Annotated in this window: 21 protein-coding genes and 1 other RNA gene; 17 read left to right on the forward strand and 5 right to left on the reverse strand. The window is 47.2% G+C overall.

Annotated elements, in window-relative coordinates; genetic code table 11:
• The first annotated feature begins 1 nt into the window (after position 1).
• The 14 genes from der (at position 2) to GKG43_RS13275 (ending at position 13,703) form a co-directional block, all read left to right on the forward strand.
• Entirely contained in the window at positions 2-1,330 is a 1,329-nt protein-coding gene (gene der / locus GKG43_RS13210; protein ID WP_050642477.1) for a ribosome biogenesis GTPase Der, read from the forward strand.
• A gap of 2 nt (positions 1,331-1,332) precedes the next feature.
• Entirely contained in the window at positions 1,333-1,977 is a 645-nt protein-coding gene (gene plsY / locus GKG43_RS13215; RefSeq protein WP_055151286.1) for a glycerol-3-phosphate 1-O-acyltransferase PlsY, read from the forward strand.
• Between the two features lie 25 nt (positions 1,978-2,002).
• Entirely contained in the window at positions 2,003-3,022 is a 1,020-nt protein-coding gene (locus GKG43_RS13220) for an NAD(P)H-dependent glycerol-3-phosphate dehydrogenase (RefSeq protein ID WP_050642804.1), read from the forward strand.
• Between the two features lie 169 nt (positions 3,023-3,191).
• Positions 3,192-4,664, forward strand: a complete 1,473-nt coding sequence (gene spoIVA, locus GKG43_RS13225; protein ID WP_025657656.1) for a stage IV sporulation protein A — start codon at positions 3,192-3,194, stop codon at positions 4,662-4,664.
• A 909-nt stretch (positions 4,665-5,573) separates the two neighbouring features.
• Entirely contained in the window at positions 5,574-6,395 is an 822-nt protein-coding gene (locus tag GKG43_RS13230) for a purine-nucleoside phosphorylase (protein ID WP_050642473.1), read from the forward strand.
• Positions 6,396-6,464: 69 nt separating this feature from the next.
• Entirely contained in the window at positions 6,465-7,742 is a 1,278-nt protein-coding gene (locus GKG43_RS13235) for an amidohydrolase (RefSeq protein ID WP_050642472.1), read from the forward strand.
• Between the two features lie 194 nt (positions 7,743-7,936).
• Positions 7,937-8,401 carry a molybdopterin-binding protein gene (locus GKG43_RS13240; protein ID WP_055151283.1) on the forward strand — a complete coding sequence of 155 codons (465 nt, stop codon included), beginning with the start codon at positions 7,937-7,939 and terminating at the stop codon, positions 8,399-8,401.
• Positions 8,398-9,102, forward strand: a complete 705-nt coding sequence (locus tag GKG43_RS13245; protein WP_055151281.1) for an MBL fold metallo-hydrolase — start codon at positions 8,398-8,400, stop codon at positions 9,100-9,102. The genes GKG43_RS13240 and GKG43_RS13245 overlap by 4 nt, the downstream gene beginning before the upstream one ends.
• Before the next feature lie 91 nt (positions 9,103-9,193).
• A complete protein-coding gene (rnhA, locus tag GKG43_RS13250) occupies positions 9,194-9,667 on the forward strand; it encodes a ribonuclease HI (RefSeq protein WP_055151278.1) in 474 nt (157 codons plus the stop codon).
• 68 nt (positions 9,668-9,735) lie between these two features.
• Positions 9,736-10,084: RNase P RNA component class A (rnpB, locus tag GKG43_RS13255), an RNA gene on the forward strand.
• 181 nt (positions 10,085-10,265) lie between these two features.
• Entirely contained in the window at positions 10,266-11,297 is a 1,032-nt protein-coding gene (locus tag GKG43_RS13260) for a 3-deoxy-7-phosphoheptulonate synthase (RefSeq protein WP_050642468.1), read from the forward strand.
• 258 nt (positions 11,298-11,555) lie between these two features.
• Positions 11,556-12,452 carry a site-specific integrase gene (locus tag GKG43_RS13265; protein ID WP_055151276.1) on the forward strand — a complete coding sequence of 299 codons (897 nt, stop codon included), beginning with the start codon at positions 11,556-11,558 and terminating at the stop codon, positions 12,450-12,452.
• A 227-nt stretch (positions 12,453-12,679) separates the two neighbouring features.
• On the forward strand, positions 12,680-13,177 hold the full coding sequence (locus tag GKG43_RS13270) for a MarR family transcriptional regulator (RefSeq protein WP_050642466.1): 498 nt from the start codon (positions 12,680-12,682) through the stop codon (positions 13,175-13,177).
• A complete protein-coding gene (locus GKG43_RS13275) occupies positions 13,164-13,703 on the forward strand; it encodes a flavodoxin domain-containing protein (RefSeq protein ID WP_055151273.1) in 540 nt (179 codons plus the stop codon). Before GKG43_RS13270 ends, GKG43_RS13275 begins: the two co-directional genes overlap by 14 nt.
• A 34-nt stretch (positions 13,704-13,737) precedes the next feature.
• Here GKG43_RS13275 and GKG43_RS13280 read toward each other — a convergent pair whose 3' ends face one another.
• The 4 genes from GKG43_RS13280 to GKG43_RS13295 all read right to left on the reverse strand — a co-directional run bounded on the left by GKG43_RS13280 (position 13,738) and on the right by GKG43_RS13295 (position 16,209).
• Complete coding sequence (locus tag GKG43_RS13280) at positions 13,738-14,181, reverse strand: aspartate carbamoyltransferase regulatory subunit (RefSeq protein WP_050642464.1); 444 nt, start codon at positions 14,179-14,181, stop codon at positions 13,738-13,740.
• 18 nt (positions 14,182-14,199) lie between these two features.
• The gene (gene pyrB, locus GKG43_RS13285) at positions 14,200-15,120 is read right to left on the reverse strand and encodes an aspartate carbamoyltransferase (RefSeq protein ID WP_025657646.1); all 921 of its coding nucleotides are present in this window, start codon (positions 15,118-15,120) and stop codon (positions 14,200-14,202) included.
• A gap of 39 nt (positions 15,121-15,159) precedes the next feature.
• Positions 15,160-15,696 carry a nitroreductase family protein gene (locus GKG43_RS13290; RefSeq protein WP_055151270.1) on the reverse strand — a complete coding sequence of 179 codons (537 nt, stop codon included), beginning with the start codon at positions 15,694-15,696 and terminating at the stop codon, positions 15,160-15,162.
• Between the two features lie 135 nt (positions 15,697-15,831).
• Positions 15,832-16,209, reverse strand: coding sequence for a hypothetical protein (locus GKG43_RS13295; protein WP_082203097.1), 378 nt, complete (start codon positions 16,207-16,209; stop codon positions 15,832-15,834).
• Positions 16,210-16,293: 84 nt separating this feature from the next.
• Here GKG43_RS13295 and pheA point away from each other — a divergent pair, with 84 nt between their 5' ends.
• From pheA to GKG43_RS13310, 3 genes are read left to right on the forward strand one after another with little or no spacing between them, the layout of a single operon-like run.
• Positions 16,294-17,424 carry a prephenate dehydratase gene (pheA, locus tag GKG43_RS13300; RefSeq protein WP_050642462.1) on the forward strand — a complete coding sequence of 377 codons (1,131 nt, stop codon included), beginning with the start codon at positions 16,294-16,296 and terminating at the stop codon, positions 17,422-17,424.
• A gap of 20 nt (positions 17,425-17,444) precedes the next feature.
• Positions 17,445-18,737: an ATP-binding protein gene (locus GKG43_RS13305; protein ID WP_055151267.1), complete on the forward strand. Its 1,293-nt coding sequence runs from the start codon at positions 17,445-17,447 to the stop codon at positions 18,735-18,737.
• Between the two features lie 13 nt (positions 18,738-18,750).
• Complete coding sequence (locus GKG43_RS13310) at positions 18,751-19,572, forward strand: DUF6612 family protein (RefSeq protein ID WP_050642460.1); 822 nt, start codon at positions 18,751-18,753, stop codon at positions 19,570-19,572.
• A gap of 223 nt (positions 19,573-19,795) precedes the next feature.
• Here GKG43_RS13310 and GKG43_RS13315 read toward each other — a convergent pair whose 3' ends face one another.
• On the reverse strand, positions 19,796-21,529 hold the full coding sequence (locus GKG43_RS13315) for an NFACT RNA binding domain-containing protein (RefSeq protein ID WP_055151264.1): 1,734 nt from the start codon (positions 21,527-21,529) through the stop codon (positions 19,796-19,798).
• Positions 21,530-21,883 lie beyond the last annotated feature (354 nt).

Consider the following 21,883-nt stretch of genomic DNA (forward strand, 5'->3'; position numbering starts at 1 on the left):
TATGAGTAAACCAGTAGTAGCGATTGTAGGAAGGCCGAATGTTGGAAAATCTACATTGTTCAATGCTCTGGCAGGCGAGATGATTTCGATTGTAAAGGATACGCCTGGTGTCACCAGGGACCGTATCTATGCGGATGTGAGCTGGCTGGACCGGGAGTTCACTTTAATTGACACCGGAGGAATTGAACCGGACAGTAAGGATGTGATTCTGTCACAGATGCGGGAGCAGGCACAGATCGCCATTGACACGGCGGATGTTATTATTTTTATAACAGATGTAAAACAGGGATTGGTAGATTCCGACTCTAAAGTGGCGGACATGCTGCGCAGGTCGGCAAAACCGGTGATCCTTGTTGTAAATAAAGTCGATAATTTTGACAAGTTTATGCCGGATGTATACGAATTCTATAATCTGGGAATCGGTGATCCGGTTCCGATCTCAGCCGCTTCCAGGCTGGGGCTGGGAGACATGCTGGATGAAGTTGCGGCACATTTCCCGGAAGGCTCGGGGGAAGAGGAAGAGGATGACAGGCCGAGGATTGCCATTGTGGGCAAGCCGAATGTCGGGAAATCTTCTATTATCAATAAACTTTTGGGCGAGAACCGGGTGATCGTTTCTGACGTGGCGGGTACCACAAGGGATGCCATTGATACCGAGATTCTTCATGACGGCAAGGAGTATATTTTTATTGACACGGCGGGGCTGCGCAGAAAGAGCCGGATCAAGGAAGAGCTGGAGCGCTACAGCATCATCCGGACAGTTACTGCAGTGGAGCGTGCTGATGTGGTCCTGGTGGTCATTGATGCCGCAGAGGGCGTGACGGAGCAGGATGCGAAGATTGCAGGGATTGCCCACGAACGCGGAAAAGGGATTATTATCGTTGTAAATAAATGGGATGCTGTAGAGAAAAATGATAAGACGATGCGCGAATACGACAATAAGATCCGCCAGGTGTTATCCTATCTGTCTTACGCGGAGATTATGTATGTTTCCGCAGAGACCGGGCAGCGTCTGAACAAGCTCTATGAGATGATTGACATTGTGATCGAAAACCAGACTCTGAGAGTGGCGACAGGAGTTCTCAATGAGATCATGGCGGAAGCGGTGGCTATGCAGCAGCCGCCGTCGGACAAGGGGAAGAGGCTGAAGCTGTATTATATTACGCAGGTGTCCGTAAAGCCGCCGACATTTGTTATATTTGTAAATGATAAAGAATTAATGCATTTCTCTTATACCAGATATCTGGAGAATAAGATCAGGGAGGCATTTGGTTTCCGGGGAACATCGCTGAAATTCTTTGTCAGGGAGAGAAAAGAAAAGGAGCAATAGTTATGGAACGTATTATCTGCCTTTGCATAGGATATGTCTGCGGGCTTCTGCAGACAGGTTATCTTGTGGGGAAGATCAATCATATCGACATCAGAAAAGAGGGAAGCGGCAACGCCGGCTCCACCAACGCGGTGCGCGTCATGGGGTGGAAGGCCGGGCTGCTGACATTCGCCGGGGATGTTGTAAAATGTATGGTTGCGATTTTTATTGTCCGTTATATTTACAGGGGAAGCGAGTATCTTCCTCTCTTAGCGATGTATGCCGGGCTGGGGGCTACCCTGGGCCACAATTTTCCATTTTATCTGCGCTTTAAAGGCGGGAAAGGGATTGCTGTGCTGGCAGGGCTGGTTGTTTCGACGAATCCGCTGCTGGTGCCGATTCCGCTTGCGGGGTTCCTGATTGCGGCTGTTTTTACAAGATACGTGTCTTTGGGCTCACTACTTGCATCTTCACTGTTTTTTCTCGAGATACTATTATTCGGGCACCTGGGTGAATTCCATATGGCTGCCCCTTATACATATGAGCTGTATATCTTAGTACTTCTGCTCACAATACTTGCATGGTACAGGCATAAAGCAAATATCGGCCGGCTGCTTGCCGGTACGGAGAACAGATTTGGTTCAGGCAAGAAAAAAGAAGCAAAATAACAGATATGAAAAAGGGAGGAACATTATGGCAAATGTAGGTGTATTAGGAGCTGGCAGCTGGGGGACCGCGCTGTCGGTTCTGCTCAGCGAGAACGGGCATCAGGTTACCGTGTGGTCAATCGACAAAGAGGAAGTAAAGATGCTGACCGAAAAGCGGGAGCATGCAGCAAAGCTTCCGGGCGTAAGGTTGCCGGAGAATCTGGTGGTTACAAATGAACTAAAAGAGGCAATCGACGGAAAAGACTTCCTGGTGTTGGCGGTGCCGTCCCCATTTACAAGGGCTACGGCAAAGAAGATGAGTCCGTACGTAAAAGAGGGGCAGATCATTGTGGATGTCGCCAAGGGGATTGAGGAAACTACGCTGATGACGCTTTCCCAGCAGATTGAGCAGGAGATTCCGCAGGCGGATGTGGCGGTGCTGTCCGGCCCCAGCCATGCGGAGGAAGTGGGCAGGAAGCTGCCGACGACCTGTGTGATCGGAGCAAAGAGCAGGAAGACTGCGGAGTATCTCCAGTCCATGTTTATGAGCCGTGTCTTCCGTGTCTACACGAGCCCGGATATCCTGGGGATTGAACTGGGTGGTTCCTTAAAGAATGTCATAGCGTTAGCGGCCGGTATTGCGGACGGACTGGGCTATGGGGATAATACAAAGGCAGCTCTGATTACGAGAGGCATTGCGGAAATTGCAAGGCTGGGCGTGAAGATGGGAGGCAAGATCGAGACATTTACCGGGCTGACCGGGATCGGCGACCTGATCGTGACCTGTGCCAGCGTGCACAGCCGCAACAGAAAGGCTGGGTATCTGATCGGGCAGGGAAGAACTATGGAAGAGGCAATGGAAGAAGTTAAGATGGTCGTGGAAGGTGTGTATTCTGCGAAAGCGGCCGCAAAGCTAGCCATTGAATACGATGTGCCGCTTCCGATCGTGACGCAGGTTAATGCGGTGCTATTTGAGGGCAAGAACCCTGCGGAGGCGGTAGACGAACTGATGCTGCGGGAACAGAAAAGCGAGCATTCGGCTCTGCCGTGGCCGGAAGACAAATAAGACGTTCAGTCCGGATGCCGCACAGTCAGGAAGCAGGACAGACCGGAAGTGGAAAGACGAAGCCGGGGCGTAGCGCCTGCGGAGAAATTTTGGCATGTATAAAAAGAAAGATGCATAAACCCCCTTATCTGCGCATAAATTGGTATCAGCAGAACAAGGGGGTATTTTTATGGATTCATTTCAGTTATACAAAGACATGAAAGCTAGAACAAACGGAGAGATTTATATTGGAGTGGTTGGTCCGGTTCGGACAGGCAAGTCAACCTTTATTAAACGTTTTATGGATTTACTTGTACTCCCCAATATGACAGATGAACATGCAAGAGAAAGGACAAAGGATGAACTGCCCCAGTCCGCGTCCGGCACCACAATCATGACTACGGAACCCAAATTTGTACCGAAGGAAGCGGCTGCCATCAAGCTGTCGGACGACGTGGAAGTCAAGATCCGCCTGATCGACTGTGTGGGGTATATGGTAGACGGCGCCTCAGGGCATATTGAAAATGATACAGAGAGACAGGTGAAGACACCCTGGTTTGAGTATGAGATTCCATTTACCAAAGCGGCAGCCATAGGTACACAAAAAGTAATCCACGATCATGCGACGATCGGTATTGTGGTTACAACGGACGGGAGCATCGGTGATCTTCCGAGAGAAAACTACATAGCGGCAGAAGAAAAGACAATTAAGGAGCTCCAATCGATCGGCAAACCATTTATCATATTGCTGAATACGCAGAAGCCTTATACAGATGAGGCGAAAGCACTGAAAGAAGAGCTGGAGGAAAAATACGGGGTATCCGTGCTGCCTGCCAACTGTGAGCAGCTTCGGACAGAGGATATCCACAACATTATGCGCCAGGTGCTGTACGAGTTCCCGATAGCAGAAGTGGAGTTCTACATTCCCAAATGGGTGGAAATGCTTTCAAGAGAACATCGGATCAAGGCAGATCTGCTTCAGAATGTAAAGTCTGTTATGGGAGAGATGAAAGATATCCGCAGTGCGGCCAGCAAAGCCCCGCAGACGGATAGCCCCTACATAGACCAGGTGAATGTAGAAAAGATCGAGATGGATACCGGAAGGGTCAAGATACGGATCGGCTTTGCAGAACAATATTATTATGAGGTACTCAGCGAGCTGACAGGCACAGACATCAAGGGCGAGTATGAACTGATCTCGGCCATGAAAGAACTGGCTGCCATGAAAGAAGAGTACACGCAGATCAAAGACGCATTTGCAGACGTAAAAATGAAGGGATACGGGGTGGTCAGCCCGAAGAAAGAGGAAATTGCACTGGATGAGCCGCAGATCATCAAGCAGGGCAATAAGTACGGAGTGAAGATCCACTCGGAAGCACCATCGATCCATATGATAAGAGCCAACATAGAGACAGAGATTGCGCCGATTGTAGGAAATGAAAAACAGGCCCAGGATCTGGTAGAATACATCAAAGCAGAAAGCGAGACCCCCGAGGGCGTATGGGGAACCAACATCTTCGGAAAATCGATCGAAGAACTGGTCATGGACGGAATGCGTAACAAAATCACCATGATCAACGACGAAAGCCAGGCAAAACTGCAGGATACCATGCAGAAAATAGTCAACGACAGCAACGGAGGACTTGTCTGCATTATCATATGATGGCTGGGAGAGGTTAGTGGAGGAAGGGGGCCGCTGTATGGAATCGTAACAGGGCTCTTTTGGATACGGGTTTCGGGGATAACTGTCCCTAATCAAAATGAAAGCCGGCATGATGAACACCGACGACAAACACGGGAATGCAAGATGCATTCCCGTATAAGTCGTCTTTTCCGCAGGACTGGTGGTCCTGCGGAAAGTTCATATGCCGGCTTTCATTTTGATGAAGGGACAGTAATCCCCGAAACACGCATCCAAAAGAGCCCTGTTACTATTCCATACAGCTACATTCATCCAACCACTGATTTTCCCGCCTCGTGGGGCATGAGGCGGGGGCAGTGGATCAGACTGGATTTGTGGGGGAAGTTGGCTGGGGACGTTGAGCTGGATATGCGGACAGCAAGATTCTTGCTTGAGGCATTATTACCCGCATATCCAGCTCAATCCGCTGCTACCGTCAGAATTCCCTCCCGTGGAGCTAACCCCGCGCCTTGAAGCACATAGCCAGCGGGAGAGGGACTTCCGAAGGGCAGGAGAACAAGAAGGGGCCCTATCGGGATGCATAGAATGCGCGTTAGAACGGCTTAATGGAAATCCTGCCGGATGTTGAGGCTGAAATCGGCTCACAAAGCCGATTTCAAAGAGGCCTGAGCTGCATAATCATCAAGATTATGCAGTGAATGCCTCTGATGCCTCAACATCCGGCAGGATTTCCATTTAGCCGTTCTTAGCAAATGGACTGCATCCCGATAGGGCCCCTTCCTGTTCTCCTGCCCTTCGGAAGTCCCTCTCTCCGCTGGCGTACCGCCTTCTCCGCCGTCCAGCTCCCCAAAATTCCTCTTGTGGGATTTGGGGGGACGGGGTATAATATTTTCAGGTATTTATTTTGGATTAATGATGAGGAGAGTCGTTATGAGCAGACAATTTGAAAAGGTGATGAAGTGTTATGAGTACTATCAGTCCGTAACAGCATTTAAGCCGCGTGTGGGATTGATTCTTGGCTCCGGGCTGGGCAATTATGCCAGAAATATGCAGGTGGAGTGTGAGATTCCGTACGGAGATATCCCGGGATTCCCGGTGTCCACGGTGGAGGGGCATGACGGGAGGTTTCTGCTGGGGTATATTGGAACGGTGCCGGTTGTTGTTATGAAGGGACGGGTGCACTACTATGAAGGGTATTCGATCGAAGATGTTGTGCTTCCAGTCAGGCTGATGAAGATGATGGGGATTGAGGTTTTGTTTCTCACGAATGCTTCGGGCGGGATCAACCGGTCCTTCCATGTTGGGGATTTTATGATGATTACGGATCAGATTTCGAATTTTGTGCCTTCGCCTTTGATCGGAGAGAATGTGGCGGAGCTGGGAACCCGGTTTCCGGATATGACACACATTTACGATGTGGAGCTGATGGAAGTCATCCGGGCCACGGCCGAAGAGGAGAAGATACAGATTCAGGAAGGGGTTTATGTGCAGTCTTCGGGACCGAATTTTGAGAGTCCTGCTGAGATCAGGATGTTTGCGGCCATAGGGGCAGATGCGGTCGGTATGAGCACTGCCTGCGAAGCGATTACTGCGCGCCATGCCGGTGTGCGGGTGTGTGGGATTTCCTGTATTTCAAATATGGCGTGTGGCATTACAGGGGAAGAACTGAGCCATCTGGATGTGCAGGCTGTGGCGGACAAGCGCTCCGAGGAGTTTGAACGGCTGGTAACGAAGATAATCGAAAAAATATAACATGGTTCCAGTGAAGCGGATATTAAGAAGATATTGGATGGAAAAATTTCAGATAAGAGGGATAAGGATATGAATATTCGAATTTATAATGTGAGAATTCTGACGATGGAAGCAGGAAAAGGCATTTTCAGAGGTGAGGTATGGGTGAAGGGCGATAAGATTGCCTATGCAGGGCCGGTTGTTCTGGATGCAAAGGAAACATGGGACAGGGAGATTGACGGTCAGGGGAATCTTTTGATGCCCGGTTTTAAAAATGCACATACGCATTCTGCCATGACATTTCTGCGTTCACATGCGGACGATATGAAGCTGGATGAATGGCTGAACACCAGGGTATTTCCGGCAGAGGCCAAGCTGACGGGCGAAGATATTTACTGGCTCAATAAGCTGGCAATTATGGAATATCTGACCAGCGGTATTACTTCTATTTTTGATATGTATATCAATAAACCGGCTGGAGAACGCGCGGCAGTAGATACAGGATTCAGAACGGTGATCTGTGAGAGCATCAACGATTTCGGCGGGACGCTGGAAGAGGTAGAGGCGGACTATAAGCGATATAATCAGGATCCGGACAGGCTGGTTTCCTATCAGTTGGGATTTCATGCGGAGTATACGACCGGCCGGGAGATGATGGAGGGGCTGGCAGGGCTTTCCGAAAAGTACAAGATTCCGGTTTATGTACATTGTTCAGAGACGAAAAGAGAAGTGGAGGACTGCCGCAGCAGGACAGGCATGACGCCTGTGGCCTATATGGATTCGCTGGGGTTGTTTGCGCACGGCGGCGGGCTGTTTCATGGCGTACACCTGGATGACGCTGATTTTGACATTGTGAAAGAGCGTGGGCTTTATATCGTGACGAACCCTGCATCCAATTTGAAACTGGCAAGCGGCATTGCACCGGTAAAACGGTATCTGGACATGAATATTCCGGTAGCCATAGGTACGGATGGGCCGGCGAGCAACAACTGCTTGGATATGTTCCGTGAAATGTTCCTTACAACGGGGCTTCAGAAGGTGCTCTGTGATGATGCGGAAGTCGTTCCTGCCCTGGAAGTTCTGAAGATGGCTACAGTAAACGGCGCACATGCGATGGGACTGCCGGAGTGTGATATTATAGCAGAAGGCAAGAAGGCCGATCTGATCCTCATTGACCTTCAGCAGCCAAACATGCAGCCGATCCAGAATCTGGAGAAGAATCTGGTCTATAGCGGAAGTAAACAGAACGTGAAGCTTACTATGGTAGCGGGAAAAGTACTTTACGAAGATGGAAAATATTACCTGGACTCAACAAAAGAAGAAATATTTGCAAGGGCAAACGAATCTGCACGGCGCATTTTGGGGTAATTATCAGATAATTGATGGCAGATGTTAAGAGATGATGAGAAATAACAAGAGAAATAACAAAGGAAAAAATGTTGCTTAACAGAAGAAATGCACGTATAATAAAGAGAATGGTAAAAACCATTCTCTTTATTTTGCGAATATTCAGAAAACGGACAGCAAAGGGGTCAGACCCCTATGGAAAGGAGTACTTATAGATGAAAGCAGCAATTTTTACGTTAAATACAGGTTTATATAAAGCAAAAAAGGACAGCGCCGCAGCCACTGCATTGAAACGCATGTTGGAGCAGGTAGGGTTTGAGGTGAAGGCGTCGGGAGTCCTGCCGGAGGATAAGAAGGTGGCGCTGGCAGTACTGAAGAGGCTGGCAGACACGGGGGCAGTGGAGTTGATTTTGACTACCGGGGCAACGGGAATACGGAAAAGAGATTGTGCGCCGGACGTGGTGATAGAAGTCTCAGAGAGGCTTCTTCCGGGAATTCCCGAGGCGATCCGCGCTTATAATATACGGTATTCGAAAAAAGCGATTCTGGACCGCTCAGCGGCGGGGATTCGGAACCATACGCTGATGGTAAATCTGCCGGAGGGGGCAAAGTCGGCAAAGGAGAGCCTGGAGTACATCCTGCCGGAATTAGTACATGTTGTGGAGATGCTGAGTTTATGATGCGGATTACATATTTAAGCCACAGTGGATTTCTAGTGGAGCTGGAAACAGCATATTTATTGTTCGATTATTACAAAGGAGATCTGCCCGAGCTGAATACGGGGAAAAAGTTTTATGTTTTTGTCAGTCATGCCCATTACGATCATTTTAAAAAAGATATTTTTAAACTGAGGGAGTATCTGCCGGATGTTTACTTTATCCTGTCCAACGATGCCGAGCCCGATGGGGGCGGGGATGTTATGCATATAGGCCCTAATGAAGAGCGGAATTTGGATGGCTGCAAGATTCGTACGCTTCGTTCTACGGATGAAGGCGTTGCATTTCTGGTGGAGTATGACGGGAGGATTCTATATCATGCCGGAGATCTTAACTGGTGGCATTGGGAGGAAGAAAGTAAGGCTTACAATACCATGATGCGGCGGAATTATCAGCATGAGATCAATAAGCTGCATGGTGTTAGGATTGATGTTGCGTTTGTGCCGGTTGACCCCAGGCTTGGGGAGCAGTATTATTGGGGGCTGGACTGCTTTATGAAACGTACAGAGACCAGGGCCGTATTTCCCATGCATTTCTGGGGCAATTACGGGATATTTGACCGTCTTGCGCTGGAAAAGAATGCCGGAGAATATGCAGATAAAATACACCGGATTGAAAAAGAAGGACAGGTGTTTGAACTGGAAAAAGGCGGGCAGGTCCTCTAAGGGAAGTGTCAGGAATAGTATGCAGCAGGAGAAACCTTCGAAAGGAAGGCAGATCAGAAGAACAGACTAAAATATGGAGTGATAGGAAATTATGCAGGTTAAATTATTTACAGACGGTGCCGCAAGAGGAAACCCGGACGGTCCGGGGGGCTATGGAGCCGTCCTGGAATATGTGGACAGCAAGGGGGTTTTGCACACAAAGGAACTGTCTCAGGGGTATGTAAAGACTACAAACAACCGGATGGAGCTGATGGCCGTGATCAGCGGACTGGAAGCGCTCAACAGGCCATGTATTGTGGAGGTTTATTCCGATTCAAAATATGTGGTGGATGCTTTTAACCAGCACTGGGTAGACAGCTGGCTCAAAAAAGGCTGGAAGAGAGGCAAGAACGAACCCGTAAAAAATGTGGATTTATGGAAACGGCTTCTGGCAGCAAAATCGCAGCATAGAGTGACATTCCACTGGGTAAAAGGACATGACGGACATCCGCAAAATGAACGCTGCGATGAACTGGCCACTACGGCAGCAGACGGCAGCGGCCTGATCGTGGATGAAGGGCTTTAGCTGCAGAAATTTTTATAGGATAGATTCTGGACATATATCAAAATCCATAGTATAATATACAACTGTGTTAAGTAAGACAGACAATCGCGGCTGCGGGAGCTGAAAAGCTGCAGACGAGGAAAGTCCGGGCTTCACAGGGCAGGATGCCGGATAACGTCCGGTGGAGGTGACTCCAAGGCCAGTGCAACAGAAATAAACCGCCGGGGAAACCCGGTAAGGGTGGAAAGGCAGTGTAAGAGACTACCGCCTCGCTGGTAACAGAGAGGGCACATGTAAACCCCATCCGAAGCAAGACCGAATAAAAGCCACGTGGCGGCCCGTCACGCTTTAGGTAGGTCGCTCGAGCCTGGTGGCGACATCAGGCCTAGATAGATGATTGTCCAACGACATAACCCGGCTTATCGTCTTGCTTAACCACAGTATTGATATAAGTTGCAACGATAATGTGAATCAGAGGAATGATAACGGCTGACGGAAATGATATGCCGTACAGGAATTGGAAGTAAGTCATGGCGCCGTTCTATTACAGGCGTCATTTCTTTTTTAAACACGCGCAAGGAACAATGAAAACAGATACCATAAGAAAGCAGGTAGTGAAATGGGAATGAAAGTAAATGCGGAGCTGCCGCTGCCGGCAGATTTAAAGGCGGAATATCCGCTGTCAGACAAGATCATAGCGTTGAAGAAAAAGAGAGACCAGGAAATCCGCGATGTATTCACCGGAAAATCAGATAAATTTCTTGTCCTGGCTGGCCCCTGTTCAGCGGACAATGAAGATGCGGTATGCGAATATGTGCGCAGGCTGTCCCGGGTCAATGAAAGAGTTTCAGACAGGCTGGTGCTGATCCCGCGGGTTTATACCAACAAGCCAAGGACGACGGGAGAAGGGTACAAGGGAATGCTTCATCAGCCGGAGCCTGACCAAGCGCCGGATCTTCTTGCGGGAATCATCGCGATCCGGAAAATGCATATCAGGACAATAGAAGAGAGCGGTCTGACTGCAGCCGATGAGATGCTGTACCCGGAAAACAGGAGCTACCTGGACGATATTTTATCTTACGAGGCAATCGGAGCCCGTTCTGTCGAGAACCAGCAGCACCGTCTGACGGCCAGCGGTATGGACATTCCGATTGGAATGAAAAATCCAACCAGCGGTGATTTTTCTGTTATGCTGAATTCCGTAATTGCCGCACAGAATTCCCACAACTTTATCTATCGGGGAATGGACGTTACAACAGATGGAAATGACCTTGCCCACGTGATTTTAAGGGGCGGCGTTGACAAATATGGCACATGCATTCCCAACTACCATTATGAAGATCTCGTGAGGCTGCTGGATATGTATGGGAAAAAGGATCTCCAGAATCCTGCCGCAGTGATCGATGCGAACCATTCAAATTCAAATAAACAGTTCAAAGAGCAGATCAGAATCGTAAGCGAAGTGATGCACAGCCGAAATTACAATCCTGATCTGAAGAAACTGATCAAGGGTGTCATGATTGAGAGTTACCTTCAGGAGGGATGCCAGAGTATAGAATGCGACAGGGAATACGGAAAATCCATCACAGACCCTTGTCTGGGCTGGGAAGATACGGAATCGCTGATTTATAAAATAGCAGAGAGCTGTTAAGCCAAGAAGTGAATCGGAACCGAAAGGATTTCCGGGACAGAAGATTTATGAAGTTTTTCAATCAGGATGAAAGTATCTGGTCAGGTACTTTTTTCCTGGTTTTTTATTTAACTTGAGATTTAACATGAAAGCCGGGGCACAACTGAATTCGGAAATTTTTGCAAAAAAAGCATTGCATTATGTTACAGTAGGAATTATACTGGTAACGTAAGTAAGATTCCGCTTCGCGGTTACAAACAAGGAAGAGGGAGGGATGGCATGCCAGATCTGACAACCAAGATAGCAGAACAAGCTGTCTGGATAGAATTTGCAAAACACTTTAAGAATCAGGATACTGCATTGGCATATTTGAAGGAGATCTTGGAATTTGAGAATGTACGCATGACAGATTTCTTTCATATGAGCAGCAAGGACGTCGAGCTGTATTATAAAAATATGCGCCAAAAAGAAGCGGCAGGTAAGCTGAGTATGAGTACCTTGAGCAAAAAGTTCTGGGAGCTTCATTCTTTTGCTGCGTATGCCGCAGATCATAAAGAAGAGTTCGGACTGCCTGGAGCGTTTGAAGATTATTTTTTCCCTTGGCTGAAGAAACTAAGACAACAGGAGAAGTTCGTCCATTCGGTTCCTGTAGAAGATATGGATGCGCTCTATCAGGCTGTGCAGGAGGATCTGATGGCCTACACAATGATATCCTTGATCCACAGAGCCGGATTGTCTTCCAATGAAATCGCGTCCCTGAAGCCGGACAGCCTGGCAGTTTATGATAATGGAACGTTTGCATATATTGAGGGAAGAGAGACTGTATGCTATATTCCGGAAGACGCGGCGGTTATACTAGAACGCTATATAAATGAGAGGAAGCCGGTGGAATATTTGTTTTATAACAGAAACGGAGGCCCCTTAAATAAAATGTATATCTGCCGGATGTTGAAAAAATATACACAGAAGGCTGGGATTCCTGCTTACAGTGCAGAAAAGATCCGCACCACATGCGGTACGTCCATGTTTGCATACGGAGCCGGACCGGGGCAAGTGGCAAAGCAGATGGGGATAACAAAGACACAGATACAAAAATATCACAACCGCCAGTACAAAGACAATCTGCTGGTGAAGGCCAATGAACTTGTAAAGATTAAGGTTGAGCCGCCCATATAAAGGAACATAGAATAAATACCTTACTGTTTCGCTGGCCTGATTTTCCGATAGCACTGCTCCCCAAGCCTCAGCGTAGCCCACTACGCCTGTGTTTGTGGAGCAGCACTCTCGAAAATTTATCTCAGCTTATGAGCCAGTTACTTATTTTACGATATACTAGTTGACAAAAGCGCAACAAGTTACTATACTATAATAGTAACTTGTTGCGCTTTTTAGAGGAGATAAAAATGCAATTAAAACAATTAATAGAGGAATATGCGGATAGTGAAATCATGAGAAGGCAGGGGATCTTTGCAAGCATTTTCATCATACAAAACCGCCTGCAGACAGCCTGTGATAAACTGGACGAGGAAATCACTATGAAGCAGTGGCTGCTTCTGGCGATGGCAGGAACCACAGAAAACCCCATGTCGCTCACCGATCTGGGCCGGCTGATGGGGTGTTCCAGGCAGAATGTCAAAAAAATTGCCCACTCCCTTGAGCAGAAAGGATTTCTCAGATTAGAGCGGCGGGAGGGTGATTCCAGGGCCGTATGCGTAGTTTTGGATGAGAAAGTGAAAGCATATACGGATCGTGTCGGAGAAATGCAGCAAGGCGTATTGAAACTTTTATTTCGTGGCTTTTCAGATAATGAAACAAGTGTGTTATATCAGGGAATCATGAAACTGCAGGAGAATATTTCAGAGATAGAAAATTATGTGGAGGATAGACATGGACATAAATAAGGGAAAAGATAAAGTAGTCGTTTATACATCAGAAACCGGATTTTCAAAAAAATATGCAGGATGGATCGCGGAGACATTAAAATGTGAAGCCATGGACATAAAAGAGTGGAAGAGCAGGAAGCCAGAGGACTACCAGACGATAATCTATGGGGGAGGCTTTTATGCAGGGAAGATCAAAGGGTTAAAAAAGATCAAAGAGCAAATGAAAAACTATCCGGATTTGAGACTGATTGTATTCGGCACCGGCGCCACCCCGATGGAGGCAGAAGAGATCATAAAGGGGGCAATGGATGCTAATTTTACAGCAGAGGAAAAAAAGAAGATTCCGGCATTCTATTTCCAGTCCGGTCTAAACTACGAGAAAATGAGCTTGAAGTACAAAGTGATGATGAAGATGTTCACCGGGATGATGAACAAAAAAGCCGATAAAACAGAAGAAGAGCAGATGATGGCAGAAATGCTGGCTCATTCATACGATTTTTGCAAAAAAGAATATATAAACAAGTTGTTGGAATATTCTGAATAAGGGACGCAAAGGGGTCAGACCCCTTTGCGTCTTTTTACTGATTCTCTGTGTATTTTTCTTCGCAGTACTTACAGCGGTAGATTTGTTTTTCTTCATCCGTGAGGACGAAGACGTGATCCAGCCCCTGCTCGATCGAGGTGATACAGCGCGGGTTTCTGCAACGGATGACATTCCGGATCTCTTTTGGAAGTGTCAGGCGCTTTTTGTCTACAATTTCCTCGTTCTGAACGATGTTGACCGTGATGTTGTGATCGATAAAGCCCAGAATGTCCAGGTCCATAAAGTCGATCGGGCATTCGATTTTCATAATGTCTTTTTTGCCCATCTTGCTGCTCTTTGCATTTTTGATGATGGCAACACAGCAGTCGAGCTTATCGAGATGTAAGTATTTGTATATTTCCATGCTTTTGCCGGCTTCGATATGGTCGAGCACAAAGCCTTCTGAAATGCGGCCGACATTTAAAGTATTTTTAACCATAGTGATATCCTCCTCCTTTTAATCCACATGGATGTCCAGCAGAGTGAGTATTAGCGCCATACGCACGTAAACTCCGTACTGCATCTGCCTGAAATAGGCAGCCCTTGGATCGTCATCCACCTCAACAGATATCTCATTTACTCTTGGGAGCGGATGAAGTACATACATGTCTTCCGGTGCGAGACGCATCTTTTTCTTATCCAGTATATAGAAATCTTTCATGCGTACGTAGTCTTCTTCATTGAAGAAACGCTCTTTCTGAACCCTGGTCATGTAAAGGATATCCAGTTTGGGAATCGCATCATCCAGGCGGACTACTTCCTGATAAGGAATATTCTGCTTGTCCAGCACATCATGGCGCATGTAATCGGGCAGACGTAATTCTTCAGGGGAAATCAGAATAAATCGGATTCCTTCATAACGCACTAATGCATGAATCAGGGAGTGGACGGTACGGCCGAACTTTAAGTCCCCGCAGAGTCCTATTGTCATGTTGTTCAGACGTCCTTTTACGTTTAAGATCGTAAGCAGGTCAGTAAGAGTCTGCGTCGGATGCTGATGTCCTCCGTCACCGGCGTTGATTACCGGGATCGAAGAATGCTGGCAGGCAACCATTGGAGCGCCTTCCTTCGGATGACGCATGGCGCATATATCCGCATAACAGGAGATCGTTCTGATGGTATCGGATACGCTCTCCCCCTTCGCAGCCGAGCTTGATTCGGCGGATGAAAATCCCATGATACTGCCGCCAAGATTCAGCATAGCCGCCTCATGGCTCAGTCTTGTACGTGTACTTGGTTCGTAAAATAAAGTCGCAAGCTTTTTCCCGTCGCAGGCATGGGCATATTTGTCCGGATGTGCCTCAATATCCTGTGCCAGGCTAAGCAGTTCGTCCAGCTCCTCAATGGAAAAATCCAGAGGACTCATTAAGTGTCTCATAAATAACCTCCTTATATGCCGAATAGGGGCATTCTTAATCTATCTGTATTGCAGTAAATCTTCTACAGATTTACGTGTGGGCGCTTCCGGCTCATCGGCAGGCCAGCCGATGGCAATCAATGCGGCTAGTTCCTGATCCTCAGGCAGCTCCAGAAGCCCGGAAATACCGTCTTCGTCGAAAATTCCCATAATAACGGTGCCAAGTCCGTACTCCTTTGCAGCCAGGCAGAAAGACTGGGTGGCGATTCCGGCGTCAAACATCTGCCATCGGTCTCCTTTTTTCGTAGTATAGGAACCATCGCGTTCAAAACCGGATCTTCCTTTCAGAAAAGTAACCGCAATTAGCATGGGCGCCTGCCGGATAATATTGGCATTGTGCTCAAACGTAAAATCAGCTGTGACTTTTTCAATAACGGAAGAATCTTCAATTGCAATATAACGGGTAATCTGGGTGTTTTTCCAGGAAGGAGAATAAGATGCTGCAGAAACAATAGAATCAATCAAAGAATGGTCAATGGGATCCGGCTTATACCGGCGGATGCTTCTTCGACCCTTAATACATTCAATAGTGTTCATTTGTAAACCTCCCTATTCAAAATTCTCTTCAACTAATCATATACTAAAACAGGCTGATTTTCAACAGGAATTTTGAAAGGGAGTGCTCCTGTTCGTCCCGGCAGGAGGTAATCCGTAACAGAGAGCTCTGGCGGTTCATCGCAGGATTTTCTCAAACAGGAGGCCGGCGCCGAACCACAGGGGAGCATAATCAAATCGGATGATGCCCTTTAAATTGTATTTTGCTTTGCTGTAATCCCAGGGACACGCATGGTGCCTTTTCAGAAAGCTGCCGGAGAGAAACTCGCCGAAGAAAATACAGCAGGTGTAGACGCCGCCTCTCAGAAGGGGATTTTTCCCCTTTAACAGCCGGCAGACAGGAGTGAGAAGGCATGCCGCGCCGTAAATGGGGAACATCCAGATGGAGGTGCGTCCGATGAGCGTAAATTCTCTCTTTTTAAAGGAGTGGAGGGCCGTAAAAATGATTTCCATGCACCAGCCCAGGGTGCCGCAGATAATAAATTTATTCTTCATAATGAAAAGTATGTTTAAGAAACGTAGATTTTATACGTGAAATGTATTATAATGTTTCTTAGTTTGTGCAAAGGAGAAGTAAAAATGGCAACATTGGAAGAACTGAGGCGGCAGTTGGATGAGATTGACGACCAGCTTGTAAAGCTATATGAAAACAGGATGCAGGTGTGTAAGGAAGTCGGCGAACTGAAGGTAAATACAGGGAGAAAGGTCTTTGATAAGCAGCGTGAGAAGGAGAAGCTGACAGATGTCTCCGGCAAGGTGACGGGTGATTTCAATAAAAAAGGGATCCAGGAACTGTTTGAACAGCTCATGTCCATGAGCCGGAAACTCCAGTATCAGCTGCTGGTGGAGGCCGGGGCCCTGGGCAGACTGCCGTTTATCGAGGTGGAATCACTGGAAGGGCAGAATGCAAGAGTGGTATTTCAGGGAGTAGAGGGAGCTTACAGCCAGGCCGCAATGCAGCATTACTTTGGAGAAAACTGCAACGGATTTCATGTCAGGACGTTCCGTGAGGCCATGGAGGCAATCGAGGAAGGGTCGGCAGATTATGCCGTGCTTCCAATCGAAAATTCTTCTGCAGGGGCCGTTAATGAGATGTACGACCTTTTGGTGGAATTTGAAAACTTTATCGTTGGGGAGACGATCATCCCCATTACCCATACGCTGTCGGGACTTCCCGGGACCAGCTTAAACCAGCTGGAGAGGGTTTATTCCAAGGCGGAGGCGCTGATGCAGACCTCACGTTTCCTGGACGAGCATAGTAATTGGCAGCAAATCAGCGTTGTGAATACAGCCATTGCCGCCAAGAAGATATTAGAGGATCAGGACAGGACACAGGCCGCGGTGTGCAGCGCATATGCCGCAAAAGTGCACGGGCTGTCCGTCTTACAGGACAACATCAACGATGAGCCGAACAACTCTACCAGATTTATTGTGGTGACCAATCAAAAGATTTTCCTGCAGGACGCTTCCAAGATCAGCATTTGTTTTGAAGTGCCTCACAAAAGCGGATCATTGTACCGTATACTGTCCCATTTTATATATAATGACCTGAATATGACCAGAATCGAATCCCGTCCGGTGGAGGGCAAAAACTGGGAGTACCGTTTCTTTGTAGACTTCGAGGGCAACATGGCTCAGCCTGCGGTCAAAAATGCAATCAGGGGTTTAAGAGAAGAGGCCAGAAATCTGAAGATTCTTGGTAATTATTAGAATATAAAGAGGAAGATGCAATGCGGACAAATGAATTAATGCTGTATAAGAATATGGAATATGGAGAGATCCTGCAGGATATGACCTTTCTTATGGAGAATTTTCATAATGAATATTATAACAGAGAAGATCTGAGGAGCCTGTTTTTCGAGTGCATGAATGCCCTGCTGGAGCTTTCAGCGAGCCATGGGTTCGAGGGCAATCTGTGGCATACATACCTGGCATTTCTTCTGGCCAGCGATGAAAATGCGTACAGTACGTCTTGTGAAATCGTCGGGCCGGTGAGCGGAAGTATCAACGAGATCGCTAAACATGATTTCGGAGTATTTAAAGAGCTGTTTGATTACGATTTCGATAAAATGGAAGAAGAACTGGATGTCAAATGCTTCACTATCCTGGAGAATTATCAGAATATCAATGAGCACAGCAAGGTTTTTAACAAGCGGATCCGCGACAGGATCTGCGGACTGGGTCACGCCCTGGGGAATGCGGGGGATGTGGAAGCTTTCCAGGAGATCCTGACGCAGTTTTATAAAGAATTCGGTGTTGGGAAGCTGGGACTTCATAAAGCTTTCCGGGTGGAGCACCCGGAGGAGACTGGAGTGCAGATTGTACCGATCACCAATATCGCTCATGTCCATTTGGACGACCTTGTGGGTTATGAGATTGCAAAGAAAAAACTGATTGATAATACGAAAGCCTTTGTAGAAGGGCGGAGAGCCAATAACTGCCTTCTTTACGGGGATGCCGGAACCGGCAAGTCTTCCTCCATCAAAGCCATACTGAATCAGTACTATGGACAGGGCCTGCGTATGATTGAAGTTTACAAACACCAGTTCCAGGATTTGAACGGCGTGATCGCGCAGATTAAAAATAGAAATTATAAATTCATCATATACATGGATGATTTGTCTTTTGAAGAATTTGAGATTGAGTATAAGTATCTGAAAGCAGTCATTGAGGGCGGTCTGGAGAAAAAGCCTAATAATGTGCTGATTTACGCCACCTCAAACCGTCGCCATCTGGTGCGCGAAACATTTAAGGATAAGGCGGACAGGGATGAGGAACTGCATACCAATGATACGGTGCAGGAAAAGCTGTCTCTCGTCGCAAGATTCGGTGTGACAATTTATTTTGGGTCTCCCGATAAAAAAGAATATCAGCAGATTGTAAAAGAGCTGGCAAAACAAAATCAGATTGCCATGCCGGAAGATGAACTGCTTCTTCAGGCAAATCAGTGGGAACTTACCCACGGCGGCCTGTCAGGAAGGACAGCGCAGCAGTTTATCGATTATCTGCTTGGGCAGGAATAAAGAAAGGTAATTCATGAATAAAAGGATAAAATACACGGTATCCGCACTGGCAATGCTGGCAGTTTGTATTGGCACGGTGACCGGATGCAGCGGGAAACTGACGCCGAAAAAGATGATGTCAGCAGTCACAGAAAACCTTGCGGAAGTAAAATCAGTCTCCAATTCATTGGAGATGGATATTGAGCTGGAAGATGTGCTTGATTTAACAAAAATCTCAATGGACATGGAGATGGAGAATACAACAAAGCCGAAAGCCGGACATGCGAAAGGGTCGGCGGAAGTGAATTTCAGCGGCACGCAGGTAGCAAGCGATATGGAGATCTATCAGGTGACGGAAGGGGATGAATTTGTCACATACAGCAGTATGTATGGGCAGTGGAGCAGGGAAGCGGCGGCTGGTTCCCAAAAGAGCACATTTAACGGAAATCTGTTCCAGGAGGCCGGAGATTCCATCGAATCCTTTCATATAGCTAAGGAAACGATTCAGGTGGAAGAGAAAGAATGTTATGAGATGTATGGAGATATCAGCGGTGAAGAGCTCTTAAAGTTTATGGGCCTGGACATGATGAGAGCCTTTGGCTTGGTAGAACTCCCCGAAGAAGATGCAATCTCAGGACTTTCGGTTCCAATTACGATCGATATATATAAAGAAGAAATGCTCCCTGCACGGATTATCGTAGACATGACGGACGTTATGAATGATCTGTATGATAAATATAATAAAAGCACAAATGTAAATGACTTCACAATCAAGCTTTCGTATACGGGATTCAATCAGGTGGAAAAGATCGAAGTGCCTCAGGAAGTACAGCAGGTGTGCAGCCAGGCAGGATAGATAGTCTGAATATGTGTCAGATACAGAAGATTTTTGATTATTAAGAATACAAAATAAAAAAAGAATAAGCCCTGACTGGGTGGAAGGCTGACGGTGATCCGCGTCAGTTTTCCGTTCGGTCAGGGCAGTTTTGCCTTACCGGATCGTGTGCGATTGAGATATTTCATACACGCCCCATTATCTGAACCAAAGAACATATGCCTGCTTCTCAGGGGCGTACTGCCTAAAGCTCCTGAATTTGGGAGATATCGCTGTCAATGATCAGTGAGTAGTTGGTATAATAGACTACAAATCCTGGCTTGGCACCCTTGGGCTTCTTCACATGCTTTTTTTCAACATAGTCAATTTCTACCTTTTCTCCACCCCGTGCCTTCGAGTAATAAGCAGCGAGCCTACCGGCCTCCTCAAAGGTTCTGTCGGGAAGTTCCGCGCCGTTTGACTTAACTATGACATGGGACCCAGGGGCATCTTTGACGTGGAACCACCAGTCATTGCCCACAGCAAAGCCGAAAGTGAGTTCATCATTCTGAAAATTATTTTTCCCCACATACATATGGAATCCGTCGCTGGAAAGATAATGCAGCGGCGCATTTTTAATCTTGACCTTCTTTTTTGTAAACTTCCTGCGCATATAGCCGGAACCGATCAGTTCTTCCTTAATCTCCGCAAGATCTTCCTCCGTACGGGCAATATCCAGGGCTGTGCTTACAGAATCCAAATAAGCGATATCGTCCTGTGTCTCCTGGACGAACTTGGAGAGCGCCTCAAAAGTCCTTTTCTGCTTATTATATTTATCAAAATAGCGCTGGGCATTCTCCTGGGGTGTTTTTGCAGCATCCAGAGGAATGGTGACCATCTCATTGGTATAGTAGTTCAGCGCTTCAAGCTGCCGGGCCCCTTCCTCCAGATTGTATCCATAAGTATGAATCAGCTCCCCGTAAAACCTGTACTTTTCGCGGTTCTTTGTATCGTCCAGCTGCCGGAGCTGCAGATCGCACTTTTTACGGCTGCGATCCAGGGCCGTCTGTACAATATGCCTCAGATCGGCTGATTTCTGCCGGATGCGGGTCAGAGTATTTTTAGAAGAATAATAGGTCTCCAGCACCTGGGACATAGAAGTGAAATCTTTCCGGGTATATGCTCCAAAATGGGCCATAGGCAGAGCAGAGAACTCTTTCGGTTCCTGGCCGTCGTAATAGATAGCAGGAGTAAAGCAGCCTTCCTTTACATAAGAAAAGTAAATAGAAAACTGCTCATATAATTTCCGCAGGGTCTCTCCGCTTTGGTCATCCAAAGAGGCAGAAGAGTCCATACCGGATAAATAGCAGATCTCTGTGGCGGCCGCCGGGCTGACCCCTGTAAAGGCGGTATAAATAGCTTTTGCCAGGGGCAGGGGCTTCGCCGTAATCTTTTCGATAAAAGCAGATTCAACCGTGGACAAAGGATCCGACTTGTCCATGGTATCCGGGACAAAATATTCCCTCCCCGGAAGCACTTCGCGCACCGAACTCATCTGTGCAGAGACATGTTTGATACTGTCGATGATCATGCCCTCATTGTTACAGAAGATAATATTACTGTGTTTTCCCATAATCTCTACGACGAGATCTTTTCTGCAAAGATCACCCAGTTCATCCAGATGTTCAATCGTAAAGTGAATAATACGCTCCAGCTTTGGCTGGTAAATATCAACGATCCGCCCATTACTGATATGCTTTCTCAGGAGCATACAGAAATTCGGAGCGGTCATAGGACTGGGTTTGGTGGACTCCGTCAGATATATGAGGGGAAGGGAGGCGCTAGCAGATATACACAACCTTTTCTGTCCTGACGGTGTCTTAATAGTGAGAAGCAGTTCGTCCGTCTCGGGCTGGGCAATTTTGGTGATCCTTCCATTGAGCAGCTGTTCTTTCAATTCGTGGACCAGAGAGGCCACGGTAATTCCATCAAATGCCATGGTGTATTCCTTTCTTCAGATGTAGTGTCATCCTGAAACAATATTTTAATATTGTACCATAAACAAGAAGTTCTTGAAACCCCCATCGGGATTTAGCGACGAGCTTTAGTTTCGGCGCGGATGGGGGACGCTCCATAAAGGGAAAGCCGAAAACCTCCCGGAGAACATCCATGTCCTTTCAAAAACGCGGCCGCGGACCTAAGAAATTCTAGGCGTGAAACAGCCCTGAAAATGGAGCCCCACTGACACATCACGAGAAATCCGATGATTTCTCGCGCTGGGTCAGTTGATTTTTGGATTCGGAATCCAAAAATCTCTCCATTTTCAGGGCTGTTTCCCACCAAGAATTTCTAA

This window comes from Eubacterium sp. BIOML-A2, assembly GCF_009680135.1.
Classification (GTDB): Bacteria; Bacillota; Clostridia; order Lachnospirales; family Lachnospiraceae; genus Faecalicatena; species Faecalicatena contortus_B.

What these genes read in the sequence shown, in the direction of transcription:
- rnhA (WP_055151278.1), top strand. Translation starts at nt 9,194, where the DNA reads ATGCAGGTTAAATTATTTACAGACGGTGCCGCAAGAGGAAACCCGGAC.
- GKG43_RS13275 (WP_055151273.1), top strand. Translation starts at nt 13,164, where the DNA reads ATGGACATAAATAAGGGAAAAGATAAAGTAGTCGTTTATACATCAGAA.
- spoIVA (WP_025657656.1), top strand. Translation starts at nt 3,192, where the DNA reads ATGGATTCATTTCAGTTATACAAAGACATGAAAGCTAGAACAAACGGA.
- GKG43_RS13240 (WP_055151283.1), top strand. Translation starts at nt 7,937, where the DNA reads ATGAAAGCAGCAATTTTTACGTTAAATACAGGTTTATATAAAGCAAAA.
- GKG43_RS13245 (WP_055151281.1), top strand. Translation starts at nt 8,398, where the DNA reads ATGATGCGGATTACATATTTAAGCCACAGTGGATTTCTAGTGGAGCTG.
- GKG43_RS13280 (WP_050642464.1), bottom strand. Translation starts at nt 14,181, where the DNA reads ATGGTTAAAAATACTTTAAATGTCGGCCGCATTTCAGAAGGCTTTGTG.
- GKG43_RS13235 (WP_050642472.1), top strand. Translation starts at nt 6,465, where the DNA reads ATGAATATTCGAATTTATAATGTGAGAATTCTGACGATGGAAGCAGGA.
- pheA (WP_050642462.1), top strand. Translation starts at nt 16,294, where the DNA reads ATGGCAACATTGGAAGAACTGAGGCGGCAGTTGGATGAGATTGACGAC.
- GKG43_RS13295 (WP_082203097.1), bottom strand. Translation starts at nt 16,209, where the DNA reads ATGAAGAATAAATTTATTATCTGCGGCACCCTGGGCTGGTGCATGGAA.
- GKG43_RS13265 (WP_055151276.1), top strand. Translation starts at nt 11,556, where the DNA reads ATGCCAGATCTGACAACCAAGATAGCAGAACAAGCTGTCTGGATAGAA.
- GKG43_RS13305 (WP_055151267.1), top strand. Translation starts at nt 17,445, where the DNA reads ATGCGGACAAATGAATTAATGCTGTATAAGAATATGGAATATGGAGAG.
- pyrB (WP_025657646.1), bottom strand. Translation starts at nt 15,120, where the DNA reads ATGAGACACTTAATGAGTCCTCTGGATTTTTCCATTGAGGAGCTGGAC.
- GKG43_RS13260 (WP_050642468.1), top strand. Translation starts at nt 10,266, where the DNA reads ATGGGAATGAAAGTAAATGCGGAGCTGCCGCTGCCGGCAGATTTAAAG.
- GKG43_RS13270 (WP_050642466.1), top strand. Translation starts at nt 12,680, where the DNA reads ATGCAATTAAAACAATTAATAGAGGAATATGCGGATAGTGAAATCATG.
- GKG43_RS13310 (WP_050642460.1), top strand. Translation starts at nt 18,751, where the DNA reads ATGAATAAAAGGATAAAATACACGGTATCCGCACTGGCAATGCTGGCA.
- GKG43_RS13220 (WP_050642804.1), top strand. Translation starts at nt 2,003, where the DNA reads ATGGCAAATGTAGGTGTATTAGGAGCTGGCAGCTGGGGGACCGCGCTG.
- GKG43_RS13315 (WP_055151264.1), bottom strand. Translation starts at nt 21,529, where the DNA reads ATGGCATTTGATGGAATTACCGTGGCCTCTCTGGTCCACGAATTGAAA.
- plsY (WP_055151286.1), top strand. Translation starts at nt 1,333, where the DNA reads ATGGAACGTATTATCTGCCTTTGCATAGGATATGTCTGCGGGCTTCTG.
- GKG43_RS13230 (WP_050642473.1), top strand. Translation starts at nt 5,574, where the DNA reads ATGAGCAGACAATTTGAAAAGGTGATGAAGTGTTATGAGTACTATCAG.
- der (WP_050642477.1), top strand. Translation starts at nt 2, where the DNA reads ATGAGTAAACCAGTAGTAGCGATTGTAGGAAGGCCGAATGTTGGAAAA.
- GKG43_RS13290 (WP_055151270.1), bottom strand. Translation starts at nt 15,696, where the DNA reads ATGAACACTATTGAATGTATTAAGGGTCGAAGAAGCATCCGCCGGTAT.